Source organism: Moritella marina ATCC 15381 (genome assembly GCF_008931805.1).
GTDB lineage: Bacteria > Pseudomonadota > Gammaproteobacteria > Enterobacterales > Moritellaceae > Moritella > Moritella marina.
In genome coordinates this window covers 1,135,848-1,157,066 of record NZ_CP044399.1, presented here as the reverse complement: position 1 = coordinate 1,157,066, position 21,219 = coordinate 1,135,848, and the positions used below count along the sequence as shown (strand labels likewise).

General features: G+C 38.9%; 17 protein-coding genes. 3 read left to right on the top strand and 14 right to left on the bottom strand.

Annotation, left to right across the window (positions count from 1 at the left end):
- Positions 1–287: 287 nt before the first annotated feature.
- From FR932_RS05285 to FR932_RS05275, 3 genes are all read right to left on the bottom strand, one after another.
- Entirely contained in the window at positions 288–2,279 is a 1,992-nt protein-coding gene (locus FR932_RS05285) for a tetratricopeptide repeat-containing diguanylate cyclase (RefSeq protein ID WP_019439890.1), read from the bottom strand.
- Between the two features lie 477 nt (positions 2,280–2,756).
- A complete protein-coding gene (locus tag FR932_RS05280) occupies positions 2,757–3,344 on the bottom strand; it encodes a YceI family protein (RefSeq protein WP_019439891.1) in 588 nt (195 codons plus the stop codon).
- Between the two features lie 67 nt (positions 3,345–3,411).
- Positions 3,412–3,963 carry a cytochrome b gene (locus tag FR932_RS05275; RefSeq protein ID WP_019439892.1) on the bottom strand — a complete coding sequence of 184 codons (552 nt, stop codon included), beginning with the start codon at positions 3,961–3,963 and terminating at the stop codon, positions 3,412–3,414.
- 198 nt (positions 3,964–4,161) lie between these two features.
- Between FR932_RS05275 and FR932_RS05270 the strand changes: the two genes are divergently transcribed.
- Both FR932_RS05270 and FR932_RS05265 read left to right on the top strand, forming a co-directional pair.
- On the top strand, positions 4,162–5,058 hold the full coding sequence (locus tag FR932_RS05270) for a LysR family transcriptional regulator (RefSeq protein WP_019439893.1): 897 nt from the start codon (positions 4,162–4,164) through the stop codon (positions 5,056–5,058).
- Between the two features lie 419 nt (positions 5,059–5,477).
- The gene (locus tag FR932_RS05265) at positions 5,478–7,061 is read left to right on the top strand and encodes a methyl-accepting chemotaxis protein (RefSeq protein WP_019439894.1); all 1,584 of its coding nucleotides are present in this window, start codon (positions 5,478–5,480) and stop codon (positions 7,059–7,061) included.
- 91 nt (positions 7,062–7,152) lie between these two features.
- On the opposite strand, the gene FR932_RS05260 is transcribed toward FR932_RS05265, so the two are convergent.
- Both FR932_RS05260 and FR932_RS05255 read right to left on the bottom strand, forming a co-directional pair.
- A complete protein-coding gene (locus tag FR932_RS05260; RefSeq protein WP_019439895.1) occupies positions 7,153–9,048 on the bottom strand; it encodes a methyl-accepting chemotaxis protein in 1,896 nt (631 codons plus the stop codon).
- A 304-nt stretch (positions 9,049–9,352) separates the two neighbouring features.
- Positions 9,353–9,892 (bottom strand): NADPH-dependent FMN reductase, encoded by a 540-nt coding sequence (locus tag FR932_RS05255; RefSeq protein ID WP_019439896.1) that lies wholly within the window; start codon positions 9,890–9,892, stop codon positions 9,353–9,355.
- 205 nt (positions 9,893–10,097) lie between these two features.
- On the opposite strand from FR932_RS05255, the gene FR932_RS05250 reads away from it, so the two are divergent.
- Entirely contained in the window at positions 10,098–11,012 is a 915-nt protein-coding gene (locus tag FR932_RS05250) for a LysR family transcriptional regulator (RefSeq protein WP_019439897.1), read from the top strand.
- A 105-nt stretch (positions 11,013–11,117) separates the two neighbouring features.
- On the opposite strand, the gene FR932_RS05245 is transcribed toward FR932_RS05250, so the two are convergent.
- From FR932_RS05245 to FR932_RS05195, 9 genes are all read right to left on the bottom strand, one after another.
- Complete coding sequence (locus tag FR932_RS05245) at positions 11,118–11,627, bottom strand: GNAT family N-acetyltransferase (RefSeq protein WP_019439898.1); 510 nt, start codon at positions 11,625–11,627, stop codon at positions 11,118–11,120.
- A 149-nt stretch (positions 11,628–11,776) separates the two neighbouring features.
- Positions 11,777–12,406, bottom strand: coding sequence for a methyltransferase family protein (locus FR932_RS05240; protein WP_019439899.1), 630 nt, complete (start codon positions 12,404–12,406; stop codon positions 11,777–11,779).
- 545 nt (positions 12,407–12,951) lie between these two features.
- The gene (locus tag FR932_RS05235; RefSeq protein WP_019439900.1) at positions 12,952–13,548 is read right to left on the bottom strand and encodes a hypothetical protein; all 597 of its coding nucleotides are present in this window, start codon (positions 13,546–13,548) and stop codon (positions 12,952–12,954) included.
- Between the two features lie 116 nt (positions 13,549–13,664).
- Positions 13,665–14,246, bottom strand: a complete 582-nt coding sequence (locus FR932_RS05230) for a DUF6988 family protein (RefSeq protein WP_019439901.1) — start codon at positions 14,244–14,246, stop codon at positions 13,665–13,667.
- Positions 14,247–14,963: 717 nt separating this feature from the next.
- Positions 14,964–15,287, bottom strand: a complete 324-nt coding sequence (locus FR932_RS05220; RefSeq protein ID WP_019442754.1) for a hypothetical protein — start codon at positions 15,285–15,287, stop codon at positions 14,964–14,966.
- A gap of 115 nt (positions 15,288–15,402) precedes the next feature.
- Positions 15,403–15,957 (bottom strand): GNAT family N-acetyltransferase, encoded by a 555-nt coding sequence (locus tag FR932_RS05210; protein WP_019442755.1) that lies wholly within the window; start codon positions 15,955–15,957, stop codon positions 15,403–15,405.
- A 79-nt stretch (positions 15,958–16,036) separates the two neighbouring features.
- Complete coding sequence (locus FR932_RS05205; protein WP_019442756.1) at positions 16,037–16,558, bottom strand: GNAT family N-acetyltransferase; 522 nt, start codon at positions 16,556–16,558, stop codon at positions 16,037–16,039.
- 470 nt (positions 16,559–17,028) lie between these two features.
- Complete coding sequence (locus tag FR932_RS05200; RefSeq protein WP_019442757.1) at positions 17,029–20,103, bottom strand: efflux RND transporter permease subunit; 3,075 nt, start codon at positions 20,101–20,103, stop codon at positions 17,029–17,031.
- A complete protein-coding gene (locus FR932_RS05195) occupies positions 20,103–21,218 on the bottom strand; it encodes an efflux RND transporter periplasmic adaptor subunit (RefSeq protein WP_019442758.1) in 1,116 nt (371 codons plus the stop codon). The genes FR932_RS05200 and FR932_RS05195 overlap by 1 nt, the downstream gene beginning before the upstream one ends.
- Position 21,219 lies beyond the last annotated feature (1 nt).

Genomic DNA, 21,219 nt, shown 5'->3' with positions numbered 1-21,219 from the left:
CCTTTATCAAAAGTGATTTTGCAGCACTGACGGTTGAAAGGCTGGCTTCTTTCGCAAACTCAATACAGTGGCTTAAATTGTAAATATAAGATCCAATAACGACAAGGTGCTCACCTTATTGACAGGCGAGATCATTCGCACCATTACCAAATATTACCGTATTGTTGTTATCATCACTTAATCGAGTAATACATTCAGGCTTAAAACTCAGCATAAAACCACAATAGAAAACCATACCGGAAACGATATACAAAGCCCGACACATAGCTAACTGTATATGTCGGATTTTAATCTATTGCGATAATTTGATTACGACCCGTGTGCTTGGCTTTATATAATCGTTCATCTGCGCGTTTAAGTAGTTCAGTGTGACGAGCCATGAACTCTACAGCCGGAATATCTGTGACAGCACCAATTGATAATGTGATATTAATATCGCCTGCCGGTGTCGAAACAGGTTCGTCTGTTATTGCCGACCACACTTTTTTTAACATCTGTAAACTTGATACATTGTCTTTATTTTCAATAACACAGATAAACTCTTCCCCACCCCAACGAATAATTAAATCTGATGATGGTAAGTTCAACATAAAGCGTTTTGCAACTTCAATTAAAACGAGATCGCCCACATCATGACCGTGACTATCATTAATCATTTTGAAATGATCGAGATCCATTATCGCTAATGTAAAATTTGAATTATGGTAAAAGGCACTATCTTGTTTTAGCCCACGTATATAATCATCAAAATGACGACGATTATATAAACCAGTTAAAGCATCCCGTGTTGATAATTCAACTAAATCGGTATTTGAACACTGTAATCGTTCATTTTTCTTCGCAATCGTCGCATTTTTTCTAATCACGTAACCTAGGCTAAGTAAGACAAAAAATATCATCCCAAAAACAACACGCACACCCAGTTTCTGCCTTTCTAATTCAAGGTCTTTTAAGTCATTTTGGGTTTTTAATAATGCCAATGTATTACGTGAATTTTCCGCATTAAAGGACTCTTCGAGCATATATAATTCACTCTGGCGTTGGTCAAATAATGCTTTCTTATTTTCGATATAATACAGCTTAAAAAATTGCAGCGCTTCAATATCATTACCAAGTTCTTCATGGACCTCTGATAATAATTTATGATTGCCGGAAAGGGAAACTGAATTTGATATCTTATTATTTTCTGCAATTGCATCATCTAGATCATGCAGTGCGGTAAAATAATTCTCCAGTTTAATTTCACTACGTGCTTTACTGGTATAACAATTACCACGCTGTAACGGTAGCGCTTGAATACCGACAAGATTCAGGCAACGATTAGACTCTGCAATCGCAGCTTCATACTGCTGCTCTAGATAAAGTACATTAGATAACTCATTTGATACTATCGATTGTAGGCGTAAACTAGATTCTTTCACCAGGGTTTCATCTGCTTGTGAATATGCGCGACGAGCCTGAACTGCATCGCCTAAACGAAAATAAACATGAGACTCGTTAGACAACAATATAGTCATGATTGATGGCTCTAACCATCTACCATTTTTGTATATATGTTTCGACTTTTCAATGTATTCTAGCGCCTTATGCCACTCTTCTAAATAAATATAAATAAGCGCTAGGTTGGCAATAATCTTGCTGTAATACAGATGTTCAGGATTGCTCTCGACCAACTTTAAGCCATTATGAAGGTAAGTTTGCGCTTTAGCATAGTCGCCCGAAATATTACTGATAACGCCTAACGTATTGTAGGACTTAATAAGCAGACCTTGGTAATTAATCTCTTTGCTGATACGCACAGACTCATTTAAGTAAACCAATGCAATATCCAACTCACCACGCTTGGTGCGTTCAATCGCTAATTCAGATAAAGCACTCGCTTTTACCCATTGCATATTGTTTTCTTTTGCGTAATCCAGCAATTGATTAGCATAGGCAACAGCATCATCAATCCGACCTAAACGCAACATGATGTTATTCATGATCATAAAGTAATAAGCTTGGTATAAAGGATGAGCTTGAAATGTACCGCGCTGGTCTAAAAGGTCGATTCTAAGTAAGGCTTCTTCGCCATCAAATCGGGATATATCGCGGGCGGCAAGCACAGCATTACCATAAGGTAATTCAGCGAGCGCAGCATCAGGAGAGAAAATATTTTCGGTCGCAGTACCGATTTCAATAGGCACATCTTTATCAGTAAAACCAAATGGGCGTAGTATAAATAATAGTAAGCTAACGCCAACAACTAAAACAATACTAACGGGTTTAATTACTTTCATTACCTGTGCCTAATAATACCAAGACCCTCTATGATATTAAATTAATTACACCGTGACCATCTGTCTAATTAGTTGACCTAAGCAATTCTAATAATTGATAAATTAAAATAAAAGACCATTAAGAAAATGATGTTAAACCAATATTTTTTATTGTAAAAAATGGTAGATAAAAATACTTATAACATCAAAATATTCTAAATAGAGGGCAAAGCTAAAATTGATAATATGGCGGGGATCATGCTCGATTTAGATGCTATCTAACACTAACGTGATACGTGTTATTCAAAGAAGGATATGCTCGTAAATAATAGTTAAAAAAAACTAAAATAAATTACAATTCAGCTAAAAATAAACTGCCGAACAAGGAATCATAACTACAAATGGTTACTTATCCAACAGCAGCCAGTAAAATAGAGGTCAAGCAAGCTTACCCGCTCAGTCGTTACTGGCTATATTTAGCTACATCTGTAAATCGGATTACTGACGAACACCTTCAATATTCAAGGTCATGTCTACATGAGTAGATGCTGGGCCAAGGTTAGTCGTAATACCGTAATCCGTTAATTTAAGGCTTGTTTCGCCAGTAAAACCAACACGGTAACCGCCCCAAGGATCTGAACCTTCACCAATCTTAGTCACAGGGAAAGTGATGGTCTTAGTCACACCTTTAAGGGTAAAATCACCCGTTACAGTGCCATTATCAGCATCGGTGAATGTCATACTTTGACTTTGAAATGTTGCTTTGGGGAATTTTTTCACATCAAGAAAATCATCACTTTTTAAATGCTTATCACGTTCTGCATGGTTTGAATCTAAACTTGCAGTATTAATAACCATGTTGATTTGTGATGCGTTTGGTGATTTAGCATCATAAGAGAAACCGCCATCAAAGGTATTAAAGCGACCAAGTAACCAGCTGTAACCTAAATGCTTAATTTTAAATTGAACAGAAGCATGCGCACCTGCAACATCGACTTTATAATCTGCAGCTTGTGCTACGTTTGGCGCTACAGCCGCGAATAGTGAACTTGCTGCAATGGCAGCGGCTAAAATTTGTTTTTTCATCTGATTATCCTTCATTATTTTTTATATTTAATTGCTGTTTTACAACGCGTAAAGTGACAGTCGGTTGCTATTTTTTGACTTTAAGCATACGTACTAACGTATTATTCTTATTAATAAAGTGGTGCTTAATCGCGGCTAACCCATGAATACCAGCTAAGACAATTAACGCCCACGCCAAAATCTCATGAATTTGACCTGCTATGTCTTCTTGATTATCAACAGCGAATGGAATTGCGGGTACGGTAAACACCTCAAACACATTGATGCCACGACCATCCGCAGTCGAAATTAAGTATCCTGACATCATTAACGTAAACATCAGAAGATATAAACCGAGATGCACTAAGTGCGCACTTTTCAATTCAAATTTGCTGGCATGCTCATCTGCGCTATCTGGATTGATATTGATACAACGCCACAGTGTGCGGATAAATAACAGGCCAAGTAATAGAATACCGATGCTTTTATGCAAATCGAGTGAGCCTTTGTACCAAGCGTCGTAATAGGTTAGCTCTACCATATATAAGCCTAGGCCAAACATACCAAAAATGGTTAGCGCCATAAGCCAGTGTAATAAAATGGCCACCCAACCATAAGCCGTTGTCGTATTTCTTAACATTCGAATATGTCCCCTACATCAGTTAGTTCATAGTACTGTGATTGTGACTATTAAAAAATAGTGATTAATGAGAAACTATTGTGCATAAATGCACAGAACTTTTACATTAATTTAGATAGCCTCATTCGTAATAACTCTCGTAAGCGATTGTTTCATCGAAACCTCCATCAATTTAAAGCGACTTAAAAGAGTGTTGATATGAAGAATATTTCTTGGGATAATTATAAAATAGCGTATCAAGTTGCCATTGACGGTAGTTTAAGCCAAGCAGGTAAATCACTAAATATCAACCATGCGACAGTACTACGACGTATTAATCAACTCGAAACAGCTTTGGAAGTAAAATTATTTTTTCGCCACCAGCGTGGTTACAAGCTAACAGATGCTGGGGCGATCTTGCTTGCGGAGTTACCGAGCCTAATCACTCGCTTTAGTAAACTAGAGCATCAGCTACAGAATGTAGAAAGTAAGATTAGCGGTGAGTTGCGTATTTCCACGATCAGTTCTTATTCTTCACAGCTAGCACCTGCATTAAAGGCTTTCAGGGACATCTATCCAGCAATACGCATTACGCTATTGTCGACAGATGACATCGTGCCATTAGAATCCGGTGCTGCGCACGTCTCGTTACGCGTGGGTCCAAAGCCAAACGGCACAGATTTAATCGTCAAGCAATTAACCCGTTTTAAAACAAGCTACTATGCCTCTGCTGAGTACGTTAAAGCATTTGGGCTACCGACAACAGATAGCACACTCAATGATCACCACTGGATCTTACCGACACCGGACAAGTATCGGATCCCTTTTGTGCGCCATATCGTCGATAATATTGATAAAGATAGAATTGTATTTCAGAGCAGCCACTTCCCTGATGTAAGCCAAGCGGTTATAGAAGGCATGGGCATTGGACCTATCGGGGAACACCAAGCCCAGCGATACCCATCATTGGTACAAGTGACTTTAAACTCACCGGAGTCTGAAGAGGCTATGTGGTTTGTATATCATAAAGATTCAAAGCACAGCGCCCGTGTGAAGTGTTTTTATGAATTTTTACTTAAACGCTTAGAAAGTTTAACGGCTTTGGAAACTAGGTAATAAGAATAGCCAGAACGTATGTTCTGGCTACATTAAAAAGCCATAGATATTGTCTATGCCGACTAAATATCACCATCTAAATTATTTTATAAGCAATTTTGTACTACCTAAGCTATATCTCCATATATCTCCATATATCTCCATATAGCTTAGGTAGTATGCATAAGCGCTACTTAAAACCCTCTTAATAAACCACTCATGACGCTGTACATTTATTAACCATCGATAAGTTTATGATAATAAATATAAAAAGTAAAACTAAATGTGTTCAGCCTAAAAAACCGTAAGTATTGATGCATATCCTCGTATTACATGATAGATTCCACAAATGAACATAACCTTTATTATCAATAGCTTACACTTTCTTACATTGGCTTAACCAAGGTTACATTAACTCTATATTATAAAGAGAATTAACGATGGCAATATCAACAACACGCGTTACGGCAAAGCAGTACTCTAGTGAAATAGATTATTCTGCTTCAATAGATCTTATTTCAACAACCGATCCACAAAGTAATATTACCCACACAAACAAAAACTTCCTTGATGTTGCCGGCTATACCGCAAATGAAATGTACAATCAACCACATAACCTAGTCCGTCACCAAGATATGCCTAAGCAAGCCTTTACACAATTATGGCAATATCTTGGTGCCGGTAAAAGTTGGATGGGGTTAGTAAAAAACAATTGCAAAAATGGAGATTATTACTGGGTTTCTGCTTTTGTCACACCAATTAAAAACAATAAAGGTAAAGTGATAGAATATCAGTCAGTTAGAAGTAAACCTGATTCTGATTCAGTAACTAGAGCAGCAGAAACTTATGCCAATATGAAGGCAGGTAAGACCACGTTAAGATCAGCATTACGCTTGAAGCAAAGTACTATAATGCTCACCTTAGCTGCGCTCAGCCTGCTATTTTTAGACGCATATTTACTTACTTCCAATGCAGTATTACTGTCCATAGGTATCATCGCAGCTAGCTTAAACTCTCTTACCGTAATTTGGACAAATAACCGATTGAGAGATCTAAATAAACTCGCTAATAAAGCATACGATAATGCGTTAATGGAATATATTTATACAGGTAACAAAGATGACCTTTCAACAGTCGAATTAGCGTTAAAAATGCGTCAAGCTGAATTACGTGCAATTGTCGGAAGAGTCAGTGAAACATCAGCTGAAATTCTCCAATCCGCAGAAGATGAACTGGTGCAAGGTCAAAAAATACAGACCAATATAACCCAACAAAATGATGCTACCGAACAAGTCAGTGTTGCTATGGAACAGATGTCATTGTCTGTTCGTGATATTTCCAAAAGTGCTGTTGAAGCATCATCATTAAATTTCGAAGCACAAGAAATGTCTATAGCAGGGCTGCAAAGTGTTGAGACAACAATAGATTCCGTCCATTCATTACACCAAGAATTAGATAATTCGAAACAAGTAATCAACCTATTGTCAGAGGATTGCCTACAAATAGAAACAGTCCTAGACGTCATTGGTGCAATTGCAGACCAAACTAACTTGCTAGCATTAAATGCAGCAATTGAAGCAGCGCGTGCTGGTGAACAGGGTCGAGGATTTGCAGTTGTTGCCGATGAAGTACGCTCTTTAGCTAAAAAAACGCAAGAATCAACAGGTGAAATCCAGCAGATGATAGAAAAATTACAAGCGTCAGCGGGTAAAGCAGTTAACTCTGTCGAGCGTGGCGCAGAATTATCCAAACAATGTAATGATTTGGCCGCGGAGACTGGTGAGCATTTATCGAAAATAAATAATAAACTAAAATTAGTCACCGATAGCAGTCATCAGATTGCGTCTGCAGTCGAAGAGCAAGCTTGTGTAAGCGATGAAATTTCACGAAATATTGAAAATATTAGTCAACTGAGCACTGCAACGTCTAAAACCAGTGAAAAGTCGGTAGAGAACACTCATCTACTAGTCAGCAAATTAGACACTATGCAACGCTTAATTGTTCAATTTAAAACTAACGAGTAAAAAGGAACTGCATAGGCCAGCTCTATCGTTAGGCAGCGATAAAAATGCCGTTCACCTTAAATGAACGGCTTTACACTCACGCATTTTAAAATCACACTGTTTTGAATTGCGATAACTGCACTGCTGCTTGACTGACGACGTTTTCTAACTGTGTACTGGCATCGTCAGTCACCCTTGCTTGCTCGGTAACTTGGCGTGACAATTGATGGATAGTTTCAATATTACGACCAAGCTCTTCACTCACGACATGCTGTTCTTCTGATGCTGCTGCAATTTGCGCCGACATATCATTAATCTCTTGAATAGAGGCTACAACGGTATTTAACGTTGCTGACGCTAATGACGCTTGTTCAAGGGTGCTTTCTGTTAATGTCGTATTGTCCTGCATCACTGCAACCAAAGATTGCGCATCATTTTGCAAGTTTTCAATCGTCAGTCTGATTTCAGCTGTTGAGCTTTGTGTCTTAGTTGCCAAGTTACGCACTTCATCCGCGACCACCGCAAAACCTCGACCATGTTTACCTGCTCGGGCCGCTTCAATGGCTGCATTTAATGCCAATAAGTTAGTTTGATCGGCGATGGCATTAATCACATCAATAACACTGTTAATTTGCTCTGTCTGCTGACTCAGTGCAACCACCATTCCTGCCGATTTTTTCACTTCTTGCATGATTTGTTCAGCATTTTTACAAGTCGCATCTACTTCTTGATAACTCTTTAACACTGCGTTTTCTGCATCTTTCGTTGAGTCTGAGCTGCGCGAAATATTTTGCGCAATTTCATACGCAGCCGCATTCATTTCGTGGACTGCAGTTGATACATTTTCAATTTCAGCTTGTTGATTTATAACATTGCTTGCAGATTCGGTAGCAACGCCTTTTACACGCTGAGAAGTATTAGTTACTTCCTGCATACTGACAGATAAAGCGGTTAGCATATCTTTTAATGACGCATTGAAACCATTAAAACTATGACAAATAGAACCGACTTCATCTTTTGATTTTACCGCTAACGTGATGGTCAGATCGCCCTTGCCTTGCGCGGCTTGTGATAACAGTTTATCAACAACAACCAATTGTTTAATCAGTTGATTCGATACCCACATAGTAATGATACAGCCAATAAAAATCAGCCCAATAGTAAATAATAATAAGTTAACGATACGATCACGCAGTGGTTTAACCATGGCATCACGGTCTAACACAATCACCATTGACCAGCCTTCAAGTACTGGTTCTTTAATGATGTAAGAATCAACACCATTCACCTCGGTGCGAACCATAGGTGATTCGCCGCTAAATTGACTTATTGCAGGGATAATATCAGTGATTTTTTTTAGTTGCAGACCATCTTGGCTGTGCGCCAAAATAACACCTTCAGAATCCATCATCATCACTTGTGAATTACTTGGTACTGGAATACGACGCAACATGGTTTGCAACAAACTAACAGAGGAATCAATGCCGACGACACCTTGAATGGCACCATCAACAATATAAGGTAGCGCGAGGGTGATAACAGTTTCTTGGCTTTCATCGCCAGTGGTATAGGGATTAAGTAATACTGGTTTATTCGATGTGATTGCAGCTTGGTACCAAGGGCGAGAACGCGGATCATAACCACTGGCAACGACTTTTTGTTCCATGATGTTGTCATCAAGAATAAAGCGACCATCATTCAGGCCAATATAAGCACTCACTAACGTGTCATCAAACAATGCCCGTTTGAGAATTTTTCGAGTTTGCGTCAAGTCTTGATCGGCATCAGATAGATAAGCGTGTAAGTTTTTAAGTTGTTGTTCTTTATTTTTAACCCACAGTTTAGTGACTTCTTGAATTGAACTCATGGATTGTTTAGATTGTATTGTCAAACTAATACGCTTTTCTGCAACTAAACCTTGCGCTGAAAAAACAACAAATAAAATAGCCAGGCAAAGCATAATAATGCTAAATACCACTGTTATTTTAGTCTTAATACTAATACCCAAAAACCTACCCTCACACAAATACCAAAATCGCGAGGCGGGAATATACAATAAAGCATATGTTTAGTCTATTTGGCCACCTTTTAGTTTCATCTGAAATTAAAGCGAAATCACCTATAAAATAGCGCAGCCAATGATAATAAATAAATTGCTATATAATCCTTACATATCACTAAGGTTAATATCAACAAGTACAAAAACATATTTTTCATACTCCAAAAAAATAGTAATTATTTTTCCAAACCCAATAAACTATAGAGCATTAACTCTATAGTTTATTTACTACTAATTTTCAGTGATGCTGACATTATTTCAACGTAGCAAGCGCATCTTCGAGTTGTTTCTGTATTTCTTCGTTACGTAATTGACCTGTTTCCATATCAAAATTATCGTAAAAACTACCCACTGAAAGCGAGGCTGTTACTTCACCAGCAAAATAAGGTGCAGAGCCTGTTGCTGCCGCTAATACACTGCCAGCGCCACCGGGACCAGGTGAAGTCGCTAACATAAGCATTTTTTTGCCTTGATAGACCTTAGGATCAATACGCGAAGTCCAATCGAATAAGTTTTTAAATGCGGCTGTATACGAGCCATTATGCTCAGCATACGAAATGATAATGGCATCAACACTACTTATTTTGTCGTAAAACGCTTGTGCTTGCTGTGGAATACCGCTTTCTGTTTCACGATCAATACTATACAACGCCATTTCAAAGTCATTAATATCAATCACTTCAACTTCTGCGTTGGCGATTATTTTTGATGTTAATACTTCACCCGCATAACTCACGAGTTGCTTATTAATTGACTGACGGCTGTTACTTGCTGCTAATGCTAATACTTTCATATTTATTCCTTTTAAAATTCGATTTATAAATTCAATTTATACGTTTGCAATTCTTAACCGCTATCTCATCCTGCAAACTTGATGAGTTAATAATAAAGTAAGCATGGCAAAAGATTAATAGCATGAATGGTAAATGATTATTTCCATATGACTCTTAATTGACTAAGATGGTGGTTATTCACATACTAATAGAAAAGGATTTAATTTGGCTTATAATGCGCAGTTGCTCAATGGCATGGTCATATTTGTGGAAGTCGTCAATACAGGCAGCTTTACCCTCGCCGCTCAAAGCAGTGGCCATTCTACTTCCTATATTAGTAAAGAAATTAACAAACTAGAGTCGAGACTAGGCGTGCGCCTGATGCACAGAACCACGCGTTCGTTACGCCTGACGCCCGAAGGTGAAATCTACTTTCTACAATGCCAGCAGATAATAAGTGATGCCGAGCAAGCAGAAGAAACCCTAAACGGTCGTCAATTAGAGCCTAAAGGCACATTACGCGTCAGCTGCCCGACCAGTTTTGGTAATTCGCGGATGCAAACCATATTCTCACAATTTCTAAACCTCTACCCACAGGTTAACCTCGAATTAGATTTAGATAACCGCAAAGTTGATATGGTCACAGAAGGCTTTGATGTGCTCATCCGCGGCTCTGCGCAGCTAGACGACTCAACCTTCATCAGCAAGAGAATATTCAGCTCTCTGGGGGTCACAATCGCATCACCGGATTATCTGCAACAACATGGCACGCCACAGTTACTCGCTGACCTAGCACAGCATAAAGTCATTAGTTATAGCAACTTGAAACAACCTAATACTTGGTCTTTAAAGCATAACTCTGGCCAGCAACATCAGATCCAAGTCGAAAGCAGAGTACTCACCAACAGCTCTGAAATGGAACTGTCTTTATGCCTTGCTGGTCACGGTATTACCCGCATGCCACGCTTTAATCTTGGTGACGAAATAGAAACGGGCAAATTAGTCGAATTGTTTCATGATTATCAACATCAAGAAATCAATGTCTATTTGATTTACCCGAGTCGTAAATACGTCTCTTCAAAAGTAAGACACTTCATTGATTTTGTTACTGCAGAATTGTCAGAAGACAACATGGTTTGAGGGTTCATTCTAAGCCATTTGTGGACCGAAATGGCTTAGCGATTGAGCTTTAAACTGGACTGTTCGCATTACTGAAAGTATAACGAAGTTGAGATTAACGCCCTGTTATAAGCCAGACTTTGCAGTTAACTCTTTCTCTAACCACATGGAACTGATGTACTGACCGTTTTTCTTAGCATATTCATTGAACACACCAATTTCTCTAAAGCCAAAATGCTTATGCAGTGCAATTGATGCTTCGTTTGGTAAGGCTACGCCTGACAACACTCGATGAACACCGTAGGCAACAATAGCTGAAAACAACTGAGAATATAGTTTAGAACCTAAACCTTTACCCTGAGCTGCTGAGGTTAAATAAACGGTCGCTTCAACAGTATCACCAAATGCGGAAATATTTCTATATGGTTGAGAGCATGAAAAACCAAGTAGTTCTCCATTTTCAACGGCTACATAGAGTTGATGCTTAGAGTTGGCTGAAAACTGAGAAAACCACTTTTTACGACTTTCCAATGTAAACGGGGATTCCTCAAAGCGAGCATTGGTATGTTCAATATAGTAGTTAAAGATATCCGTGATACCTTTTACATCTGATAATTCCCCTAACCTGATTTCCACGTAATATCCTTTTCGTTCGAGCCTTATAACATCGCATTAAGCAGAATAAAAACTAGAATTCACTATTTCAACCCCACGTTAAGCGTAAGTTAAAATGACAGTTTGATGAGTCCGTTACTGCACTTTGTTATGTGTGCCGAATTCATATTTTATATCCAACGGCGAACCTGCGAAGAATAATTTTTATACTCGAGAGGAAGTACTCTTGATAGGTGTTTTTCCTCTGCAAGCGTCTGACTATACAATGTGTAGATTCCTATAATTAGGCAAATCAAGGTAAACAATGAAGGTATTGCTAAGAAAAAACCAAACTGGGAAATAGCGACACATAAAAACATTGGATTGCGAGAATATTTATAGAAACCTTTTGAAATAATACTTTTAGGCCCGTTAGGATCTATTCCAGAACGCCATGTTTTTCCTAACTTCAGATGAATTATTATTGTAGAAATAAATCCTAGCGTTAATAAAATATTTCCAGATAAAATAACTAAGGAGGTTTCTAGCATAGGTATTAGGCCCAAATAGCTGTCAATTGACGGCTGGAATACTCTAAATAAACAGATTAGCCATATACCAACTCGAAATAAGCGAAACGCCATATGGTTCCACCACGTTCCACAAAATCGTTCTCCTGAAAATATTAACTCTCTGGAATTAGATCGCTTCATTAAAATAATTTGCACTGTATAAAAAGCAGCAACCAGTGAATAGAAAGCTGCCAAATACATTCGCGTAAACTCGACCAGCTCTAAAGGGGGATTTACTAGACTCATCATTATCAGTTCAATCCTATATTCACAACAACAATCATTTAATTTTCTTTATGAACAACACCTTACCAATTTAAGCCTGCGAGGTAAACGACCAGCGACTATTGATGCCTATTCTCGTGCAGTTCGACGAACAAACAGCGCTATCAAGTGTTCTTTCTCACCCTTTACAGCATGGGCCTACATTAAGCGAAGGTTTAACCTGACCGTTCATGATATTGATAGCCAGACGATTTTCGCGTTCACAATCAATCAGCACGCTATTTATATCGAGGTGTGTTGGCATTACGCGAACGACCTAGCCGAAAGGCGAACATAATAGGAATAATGGCATTAACATGACAGGTTGAAGATATTAAATTTATGGTAAAAATAGCTAGTTAATTGATAAATAACAGGTCTGTTATTTATCTGAATTTTGCTCGTCTTGGGTTTAATTCCAAGACGAAGTGCCCACCAAGATAAAACACGTAATTTACTATATAAAGAAGGGCTCGGGGTTGTTCAATACCCGAATAAGGTGCCGGCTGCGCGACACCTATTCTTATTTTTTATGTGCTTGAGTATGTGGACGAAATTTCATCCCAAGCTTTAAGACTTTTATCTATACAAAGAAATGCATCGGAAATGATCACATCATTTTCATTTATGATGTTAACCTTTATCTTAACTGCGTCTTTACATTTCGGAGTAATGTAATACTGGCCATCTAATCGTTGTATATTAGCTATTGTATGCTTAGAAATATTTAGCAAATGTGAAATATCTAATCTTACTTTTTCGCCACTTCTAGGCTTGCGGTCTAACCCACCATGCTTTTCACTATTGGCAATATCTGCGCATAAAGTTAACTCTTTATACTTATTAACTTCATTTTCGAAATGATCACCAAAATTTTCTCGATTTGTTTTTTTCTTACCTGAGTAATGTGTATTTTTATTTAACTCATAAAGTGTTTTTTTTAAATAATCTTTCATAGACCAACACCAAACAAACGATGAATGTATTTCATCCATCACTTCGATAAGAGGCTTTATGCCTGACACACAAAAATTAGAGCTTTCAAAATCTACGAGGTTGTCTGGCCAATCAACATTTTGTGCTTTGGCTTTAAAACGAGCTACTCGACTCATCATTTCAATTGACATTTAAACTCCAAATTACCGCTGGTACGTAACGCCTCAATAACACGTGCGAACGCTTTAGTTACCACGCCAATTATACTCTAAACCACGAGCGCCGAGTGTAATTAGCATCGTGTTGATTATTTTGTTAAATACGTTTCAAATTTTGTGAATATGGTTTCTAAATCACGATTATTAGCATATGAAATTAATTCCATAAATGATATACGAAGATAATAAACAGCAAAATCTAACGCAGCTTCAACTTGCTCAATTGAATAACCATTTTTATACGTTTTTCCATCGAAATTAGCGTTCATTGGAGTTAACCCCGAATGAGTAAAGCCACATAAGCATTCCATATCATTTTCATGAATGGATGTTAAACTACCTTTGAAGTCCATTTTATGATCTACTTCTTTAACTAATTTTTTCAATTTGGGTAAATGGTCATTTTCTATGAACAGTTCAAGTTGCTCTTCGTTTGCACAATATTTTAGCCAACAACCTCTAATTGAACTCTCATATAAAACTCTCAACAATGCCAATGCTGAACTAAAGGCCTTCCTATCAATTAAAATAGCTATCGCTCGAGCATGGTCTAATGCTAAAAAATGAAGTGACATTGATTGCTTATTACCAATACCTTCAACCTCTCCCTTAATTCCGTGAATCTCGGCTTCAACAAAATCAATTAACTGAAAGTACCTCTCAAATTTCATAATATCTTAAACCTCACAAAAATAGCATTTAACGCCCACATTAAGCGGACAAAAATTGTTGGCTAAACTTGTTGGACTTGGCCACTGCCACGTCCAACGCCGCAATAACACGTGCGAACGACTTACTTTCCAAACCAATTATACTCTAAACCGCGAATGCCGAATGTAAATAGCATCGTGTTGATTGCTTTGTTATACGAGCCTTTCTTTCGCTCCGCTTAAATTGGTAAAGAACTGATTTACCAAGATTTACTGTAAACTGAGTTTAATTAGACTGGCTCAATTAAGCGAGCAAAATATCCAATCAACAGCAATAACTGTGAAGCGAAACAATCCTTTTACTTACACCATTTGTACGACTTGGTTTCAGCAACTTTTAAGCTGAAAAACCAAATATCCTAACCACAATTGGGATTGAAAATGCTGAGAGTAAAACACTGATGCAGGTTAAATTGAGGCATAACCAAAGAACAATTGAAGCGTAAATTAGTCTCTGAAACGCCTGAATTTAGGGCAATAATAGTTCAATGCCGAACTTAATGAAACGAATACCAAAAGGCAACAAAGAAAAAGGAAAACCACCCTACTTTCACACCTAAAAAGCTAATGGTTCAATCGCTGAACTGAACCAAAAAACTGCATTCTCAGAGTTCGTATAACGCCTCAAACACCGGTGCAGCTTTGCTGCAGCCGAGTGGTTTGACTTGTTAGAACTAATTACTCAGGGCTGAAATTAGCCTCTGGCCATATTTCGTTTATTTCATCAGCTTGCTGCTGTGCACTAAAATTTTCCCAAACTATTCCATTTACATCAGTGGTTTGACTAAATTGTGATGCGGTCGAGTCTTCCCAGCCCAAATGCCTTAATTCGCCAGGTTTACATGTAGGATCTTGGCGAACTGAAAAGTTAAGAGACTCGGTTCTCCATAATGCGTATTCATTAACTATGAAAGAACATGGTTCGCAGCCTAGACGTTCATTGTAGTCCTTTATTGTGTCTTCAATTGAGTTGGTCGCAATTGCTATATGTAATTTTTCCACGGTTCATCCTTGATCGTTCTAACGTCTAACATAAGTTGCACTACGGCTAACTTACCAAATACACCGAACTCCACACCAAAACTGCGGAGTAAAACGTGTCAACTTGATGTTTTTGTTATGCAGTTGATTTTCGCCACATTTCTTTCGATATTCTATATAAACAATGACGAACTAATTCATGATCATCGGATAATTTTGGATGGTTAAAATTCTGCTTAATATCGATCATGCCAATTTTGGTCATCACATTTCGTGACGGTTGATTTACAGTGGTTGTAAATGCATAAACAGCCGTTTCGTTGAGCTCTTCAAATGCAAACTTTAGTGCCGCTTGCGCAGCTTCAGGAGCATAACCAACCCCCCAATACTTTGATGATAATCTCCATCCAATCTCAGTAAAGGGTGCATTTGGGATATCTTGGTCTTGATAATGCAGACCAACGAATCCGATAAACGTTGAAGTTTCCTTCAATTCTACTGCCCAGAATCCCCACCCATTATCATTTATCAATGATTCAATCTTTGATGCCAACTGATCACTTTCAATTTGAGATAATACTTTTGGGAAAAATCTCATAACCAAAGGATCGGCAGTCATTTCAGCAAACGCAAAATAATCTGACTTTTTCCATTGTCTGAGAACTAGACGATCCGTTTTTAACTCAATCATTCTCAATAACTCCGAACTACTTAAAACTGCATAACGCTTCACTAAAGTGAGCGTCTTTGCGTCACTTTTCAGTGACTTGTTAGCATTCTCGGGGGACTTGAAATACCCAGACTTCTTCACCATCTTCTACCGATTCAGTATTATCCAACCCGGCATTACTCGCCACCCGTTGACTAGCTTCGTGGTTTGGATTAATGAAAGATCGAATCACTTTTGTATCAATAATCCGCAACCACTCCACTAGTGCAATAGCAGCTTCACTTGCATAGCCATTGCCTTGCCACTGCGAACCAATTACCCAAGCAATATCAGCTTCATATTCAGTTACAGTTGCCTGGACATATCCAATCGGAACATCATTTTCTACAAGGCTTACCAACCAATTCAACCAATATTCAGATTCATCTGGCGATTTTCGACTTTCAAGCTTTCTATACCTTGCCTCTAGAGCTATTTCTGATTCTGGTGCTTCCCCTCCAGTAAATTTGTAAAGCGTCCTGTCTGACAAAATTGGAAACATTACGTTAGCATGTTGCGCTATTAGTGGGGAAAGTCTAAGACGGCTAGTTTTGATACTTTCAAGGTGCTTTTCGATAGGCATTAACATCTCACAATTATATTGATAACAGTGTATTTTACGGAATTCCGTATAATACCGAGAAAATCACTAGCATTAAAGACTTTGGCATTAAATTATTGTTTAATAACAACAGTTTACACCACATGTATCATCGATTGGTATTATATCTTAGTTGGATATACAGAATGCTGTTATTTATACAGGTCCGTATAAATAATCACACAACATATTAATAACATACAAATCAACAATTTAGAGTTAACTACACTTAAAAAGAAAGCCAATCTAGGTCTGTTAAAGTTACTAAACATTTATTTAATAGGACCCATAACAAATGTATCGTAAATTGCTATAAACATATTGTGAGTGAGTTGCAGATCTAAATTGGTTTGGCGAAATTCCAAGTTAGCGGTGAAAAATACGCAACACACATACAAAACAAGCGCCATATAGGCGCTTGTTTGATTATCATTAAATAAAGAGAGTCGGTATTACTTACCCACTGCCTCAGGTACTTTTAAGCGATGTAACATGCGATAAAGTACAGGTACAACAAGTAAAGTCAGTACAGTCGCAAACCCTAAACCAAACATAATGGTTACTGCCATCGGCTTAAAGAATACATCTGGTAGTAACGGCACCATGCCTAATACCGTGGTGATCGCCGCCATACAAACTGGACGAACACGACTCACAGCAGCATCAACAACCGCTTCATATCTTTCTTTACCACTGTGGATCTCAATTTCAATCTGATCAAGTAACACGATACCATTTTTAACTAGCATCCCTGACAGACTTAAGAAACCGAGTAACGCCATGAAACCAAAGGGGGTATTAAGGGCGAGTAGCCCCATCGTCACACCAATAATGGCCAGTGGCACTGTCGCCCAAACAATCACCGCATTTTTCACGTTGTTAAACAAGAAAATGGTAATTAAGAACATAAACAGATAGCCCATTGGCATCGTCTGGAATAACGATGCTTGTGCATCAGCAGATGATTCATATTCACCACCCCATTCGAGCGAGTAGCCTGGTGGGAAATCCATTGCTTCTACTAACGGTTGGATACGTTTTTGTAAAGTCGCAGCCGTTTCTTCACCTAATGGATCGGGGTCAGCAAATATAGTCAGCATACGCTTACGGTTTTTACGCACAACAATTGGGTCTTCCCAACGCACGTTAACCGCTAATATTACTTGCTGTAACGGTACATAACCTTTCAGTACAGGGCTCCAAATTTTCATGCCCTCAATCGTACTGATATCCACACGCTCATTTTCAGGTAAGCGAGCAACAATAGGTAATAGACTCGTACCATCACGGTAAATACCCACCGTCAAACCACTGAATGCCATTTGCAGTAAATCATCAACATCAGATTTAGTGATACCGTAACGACGCGCCTGACTTTCATTAAAGACAGGTTCAATCACTTTCGTCCGTTCACGCCAATCATGACGCACGTTAAATGCCCCTGGATCTGCACGCATAATATCGACAGTTTGCTGTGCTAAACCACGTAATACAGTTGGATCAGAACCAACCAAACGCGCTTCAATTTTAGCACCAGAAGAAGGCCCTAAGGCGATACGCTTCAGTTTGTATTCAATATCAGGATGTAGAGCGTCAAGTTTCTCACTCACTTCAGCCATCATTGGCATAACGTCATCGTAACTATCTACACGAATAATTAATTCACCGTAAGACGCGTAACTTTTTTCTGGCGAGTAAGTCAGCATAAAGCGCTGAGAGCCTTTACCCGTACTTGAAGAGACATGCGCTACTTTTTCATTGTCGCTGACCATGACTTCAAGTTCACGCAGTTTTTCGCTGGTTGCGCGAATATCAGTACCCTCCGGTAACCAAACATCAACCATAAACATAGGCGTTGTTGATGACGGAAAGAACGATTGTTTTAACTGAGTGAAGCCATACAAGCTAGCCACTAACATCAAGATCAAGGCAAACACAGTTGTCCAAGCGTACTTCATGCACGTTTCTAACACACGTTTATAGGTAACAAATACAATCCCTTTATACGGATTATTTTCTGCACTTTCTGTATCAACTTTCATACCTTTAAAGAACATATCAGCAAAGAAAGGCGTGATTGAAATCGCAGTAAACCAACTTAACATTAACGAGATAAGTAAAACGGTAAACAGTGTGCCAGTATATTCACCGGTAGAATCTTGCGACAAACCAATTGGCGCAAATGCGGTAACAGCAATAACCGTAGCACCCAGTAAAGGCCATTTAGTCTGGGTAACAATATCCGTTGCAGCTTGCAGGCGAGTTCGGCCTTTCTGAACACCAATCAAGATACCTTCGACCACGACAATGGCGTTATCCACCAACATACCCAGCGCAATAACCAGACCACCAAGTGAAATACGTTGTAAGTCAATGGCCATCAAATTCATGAAGACGAATGTACCCAATACTGTGAGTAATAAAATCAGGCCAATTAACACACCAGAACGCAAGCCCATAAATAACAGCAGTACAATGATAACAATACCAATCGCTTGGCCAAGACTCACTAGGAAGCCTTTCACTGATTTATCAACTTCATCAGGCTGGCTGTAAACAGCATCAATATCGATACCAACGGGTTGTTGCTCTTTTAACTCAGCCAAGCGTGCATAAACGCCTTTACCCATTTCAACAACATTGACACCAGAAATAAACGACACACCGACATTCAGTGCAACTTTACCATTGAAGGTTACAAGATTATCAGGGACTTCTTTAAAGCCACGGCTAATCGTCGCCACATCACGTAAGTAAATAAGCCCTTGCGCACCGGTTTCGGTGATAATCAAATCACCCAGTGCATCAACATCTGTGAACTCACCCGTTGGATGAATACGGATATACTCAGAACCAACTCGCATTGCACCAGCACTTGATACCAGGTTTTGCGTTGCTAACGTATTGTAAATAGTCGATGGTGAAATACCTAAACTGCTTAATCGTTGCATCGACATTTCAATAAAGACTTGTTCTTGCTGTACGCCTGTCACCGACACTTTACCAACGCCATCAACCAGTTCTATTTCTCGGCGTAAGTAATCAACGTAATCATTTAGTTCTTTATAAGAATAACCATCACCCGTTATCGCCAGTAAAATACCGTAAACATCACCAAAGTCATCAATCACAGAGGGTTCAGCGACACCAGGAGGTAAATGCGGTTTGATGTCATTCACTTTACGACGTAATTCATCCCATATTTGGGGTAAATCATCAGGGCCATAATTGTTTTTCATCGTCACGGTAATCTGTGAGAGCCCACGACTAGAGATAGAATTAACTTCATCAACATAGGTTAATTGCTGTATGGCTTTCTCTAACGGATAAGTCACTTCTTCTTCGACTTGCAATGGCGTAGCGCCAGGATAAGAAGTAACAACCATTGCATCTTTAATCGTGAATTCAGGATCTTCTAATTGCCCTAGGCCGAAAAAGGCCATCGAACCACCAATTAAGAAGATAAGTGTGAGCATCCAGCTGATCACTTTATTTTTAATAAAATAGGCTGCGATATCTTGTTTCATTATTGTCCAGCCTCTGTGATATTAGTTGAATTAATCTTCGATTTATCGAGTATTTTCACTGATTGACCTTCACGTAAACGATTGCCACCGGCAATCACGACCTTTTCACCAACAGTTAAACCAGCGCTTAAACGCACACCATTGTTAACCACTTTCTCTGTCACAATGAGACGCTTACTCACGGTGTTGTCGCTATTTACAACCCAGACAAACTTCTGAGTTAAATTTAAATCATCACCATCTTCATTTATGATCGCTTCAAATGGTATAAAGGGTTCATCTTGCTTATAGATCTTTAACTTCTGGGCATCTGCACGTACTTCAACAGCCATACCATCCAGAATAAATCGGTCTGCAGGCATTGGCATCGTTAACGTGATCACGAATGAACCGACTTCAGGATCCGGTTCTGTGGTGAACTCTTTTAGGTGTGCATCATACTCATGACCATCAGCGGTGATTATTTTAGCGCCAGGTTTCGAATCTTCGATTTCCGTCGCAGAGCTTTTTGAATAAATAATGTCTGGCGCTTGTAATTGAATATCAACTGTCGTAGAACTGTGAATATTCATCACCTGTTGGCCAACTTGTACATTTTCAAATTGCTGAATAGGCACATGTGAAATAATACCTGAAAAAGGCGCTTTAAGTTCGGTAAAGCTCAAGTTAAGTTGGGCAATATCTAACCTTGCTTTAGCGATCCGACGTTGTGCTTTAAGCTCATCGAATTGCGACGGTGCAATATAACCTTGATCAACAAGTTTAGCCGAACGACGATATTGACTGTCTGCAATCGCATACTCCGCTTTCGCATCATCCACTTCTAAACGGTAATAAGTCGGATCAAGTTGCGCAAGAAGCTGCCCAGCCACCACTTGATCACCAGGGCGAACAGTAACCTTTGTCACCTCGCCTTGTAAGCGAAAAGATAAACTAGACTTATCCGCAGCAACGGCGACGGCAGGAAACGATAACCTCGCCGAATCTTCAGCAAGCTGAACTGTCGTCACTTCTACTAACTGTACTTTTTGTCTTGGCTCTATAATCGGCTTGTCACAGCCTTGTAGTGCGGTTATCACACCAAGCGCCATCACGATTGAGGGAAATTTATTCATG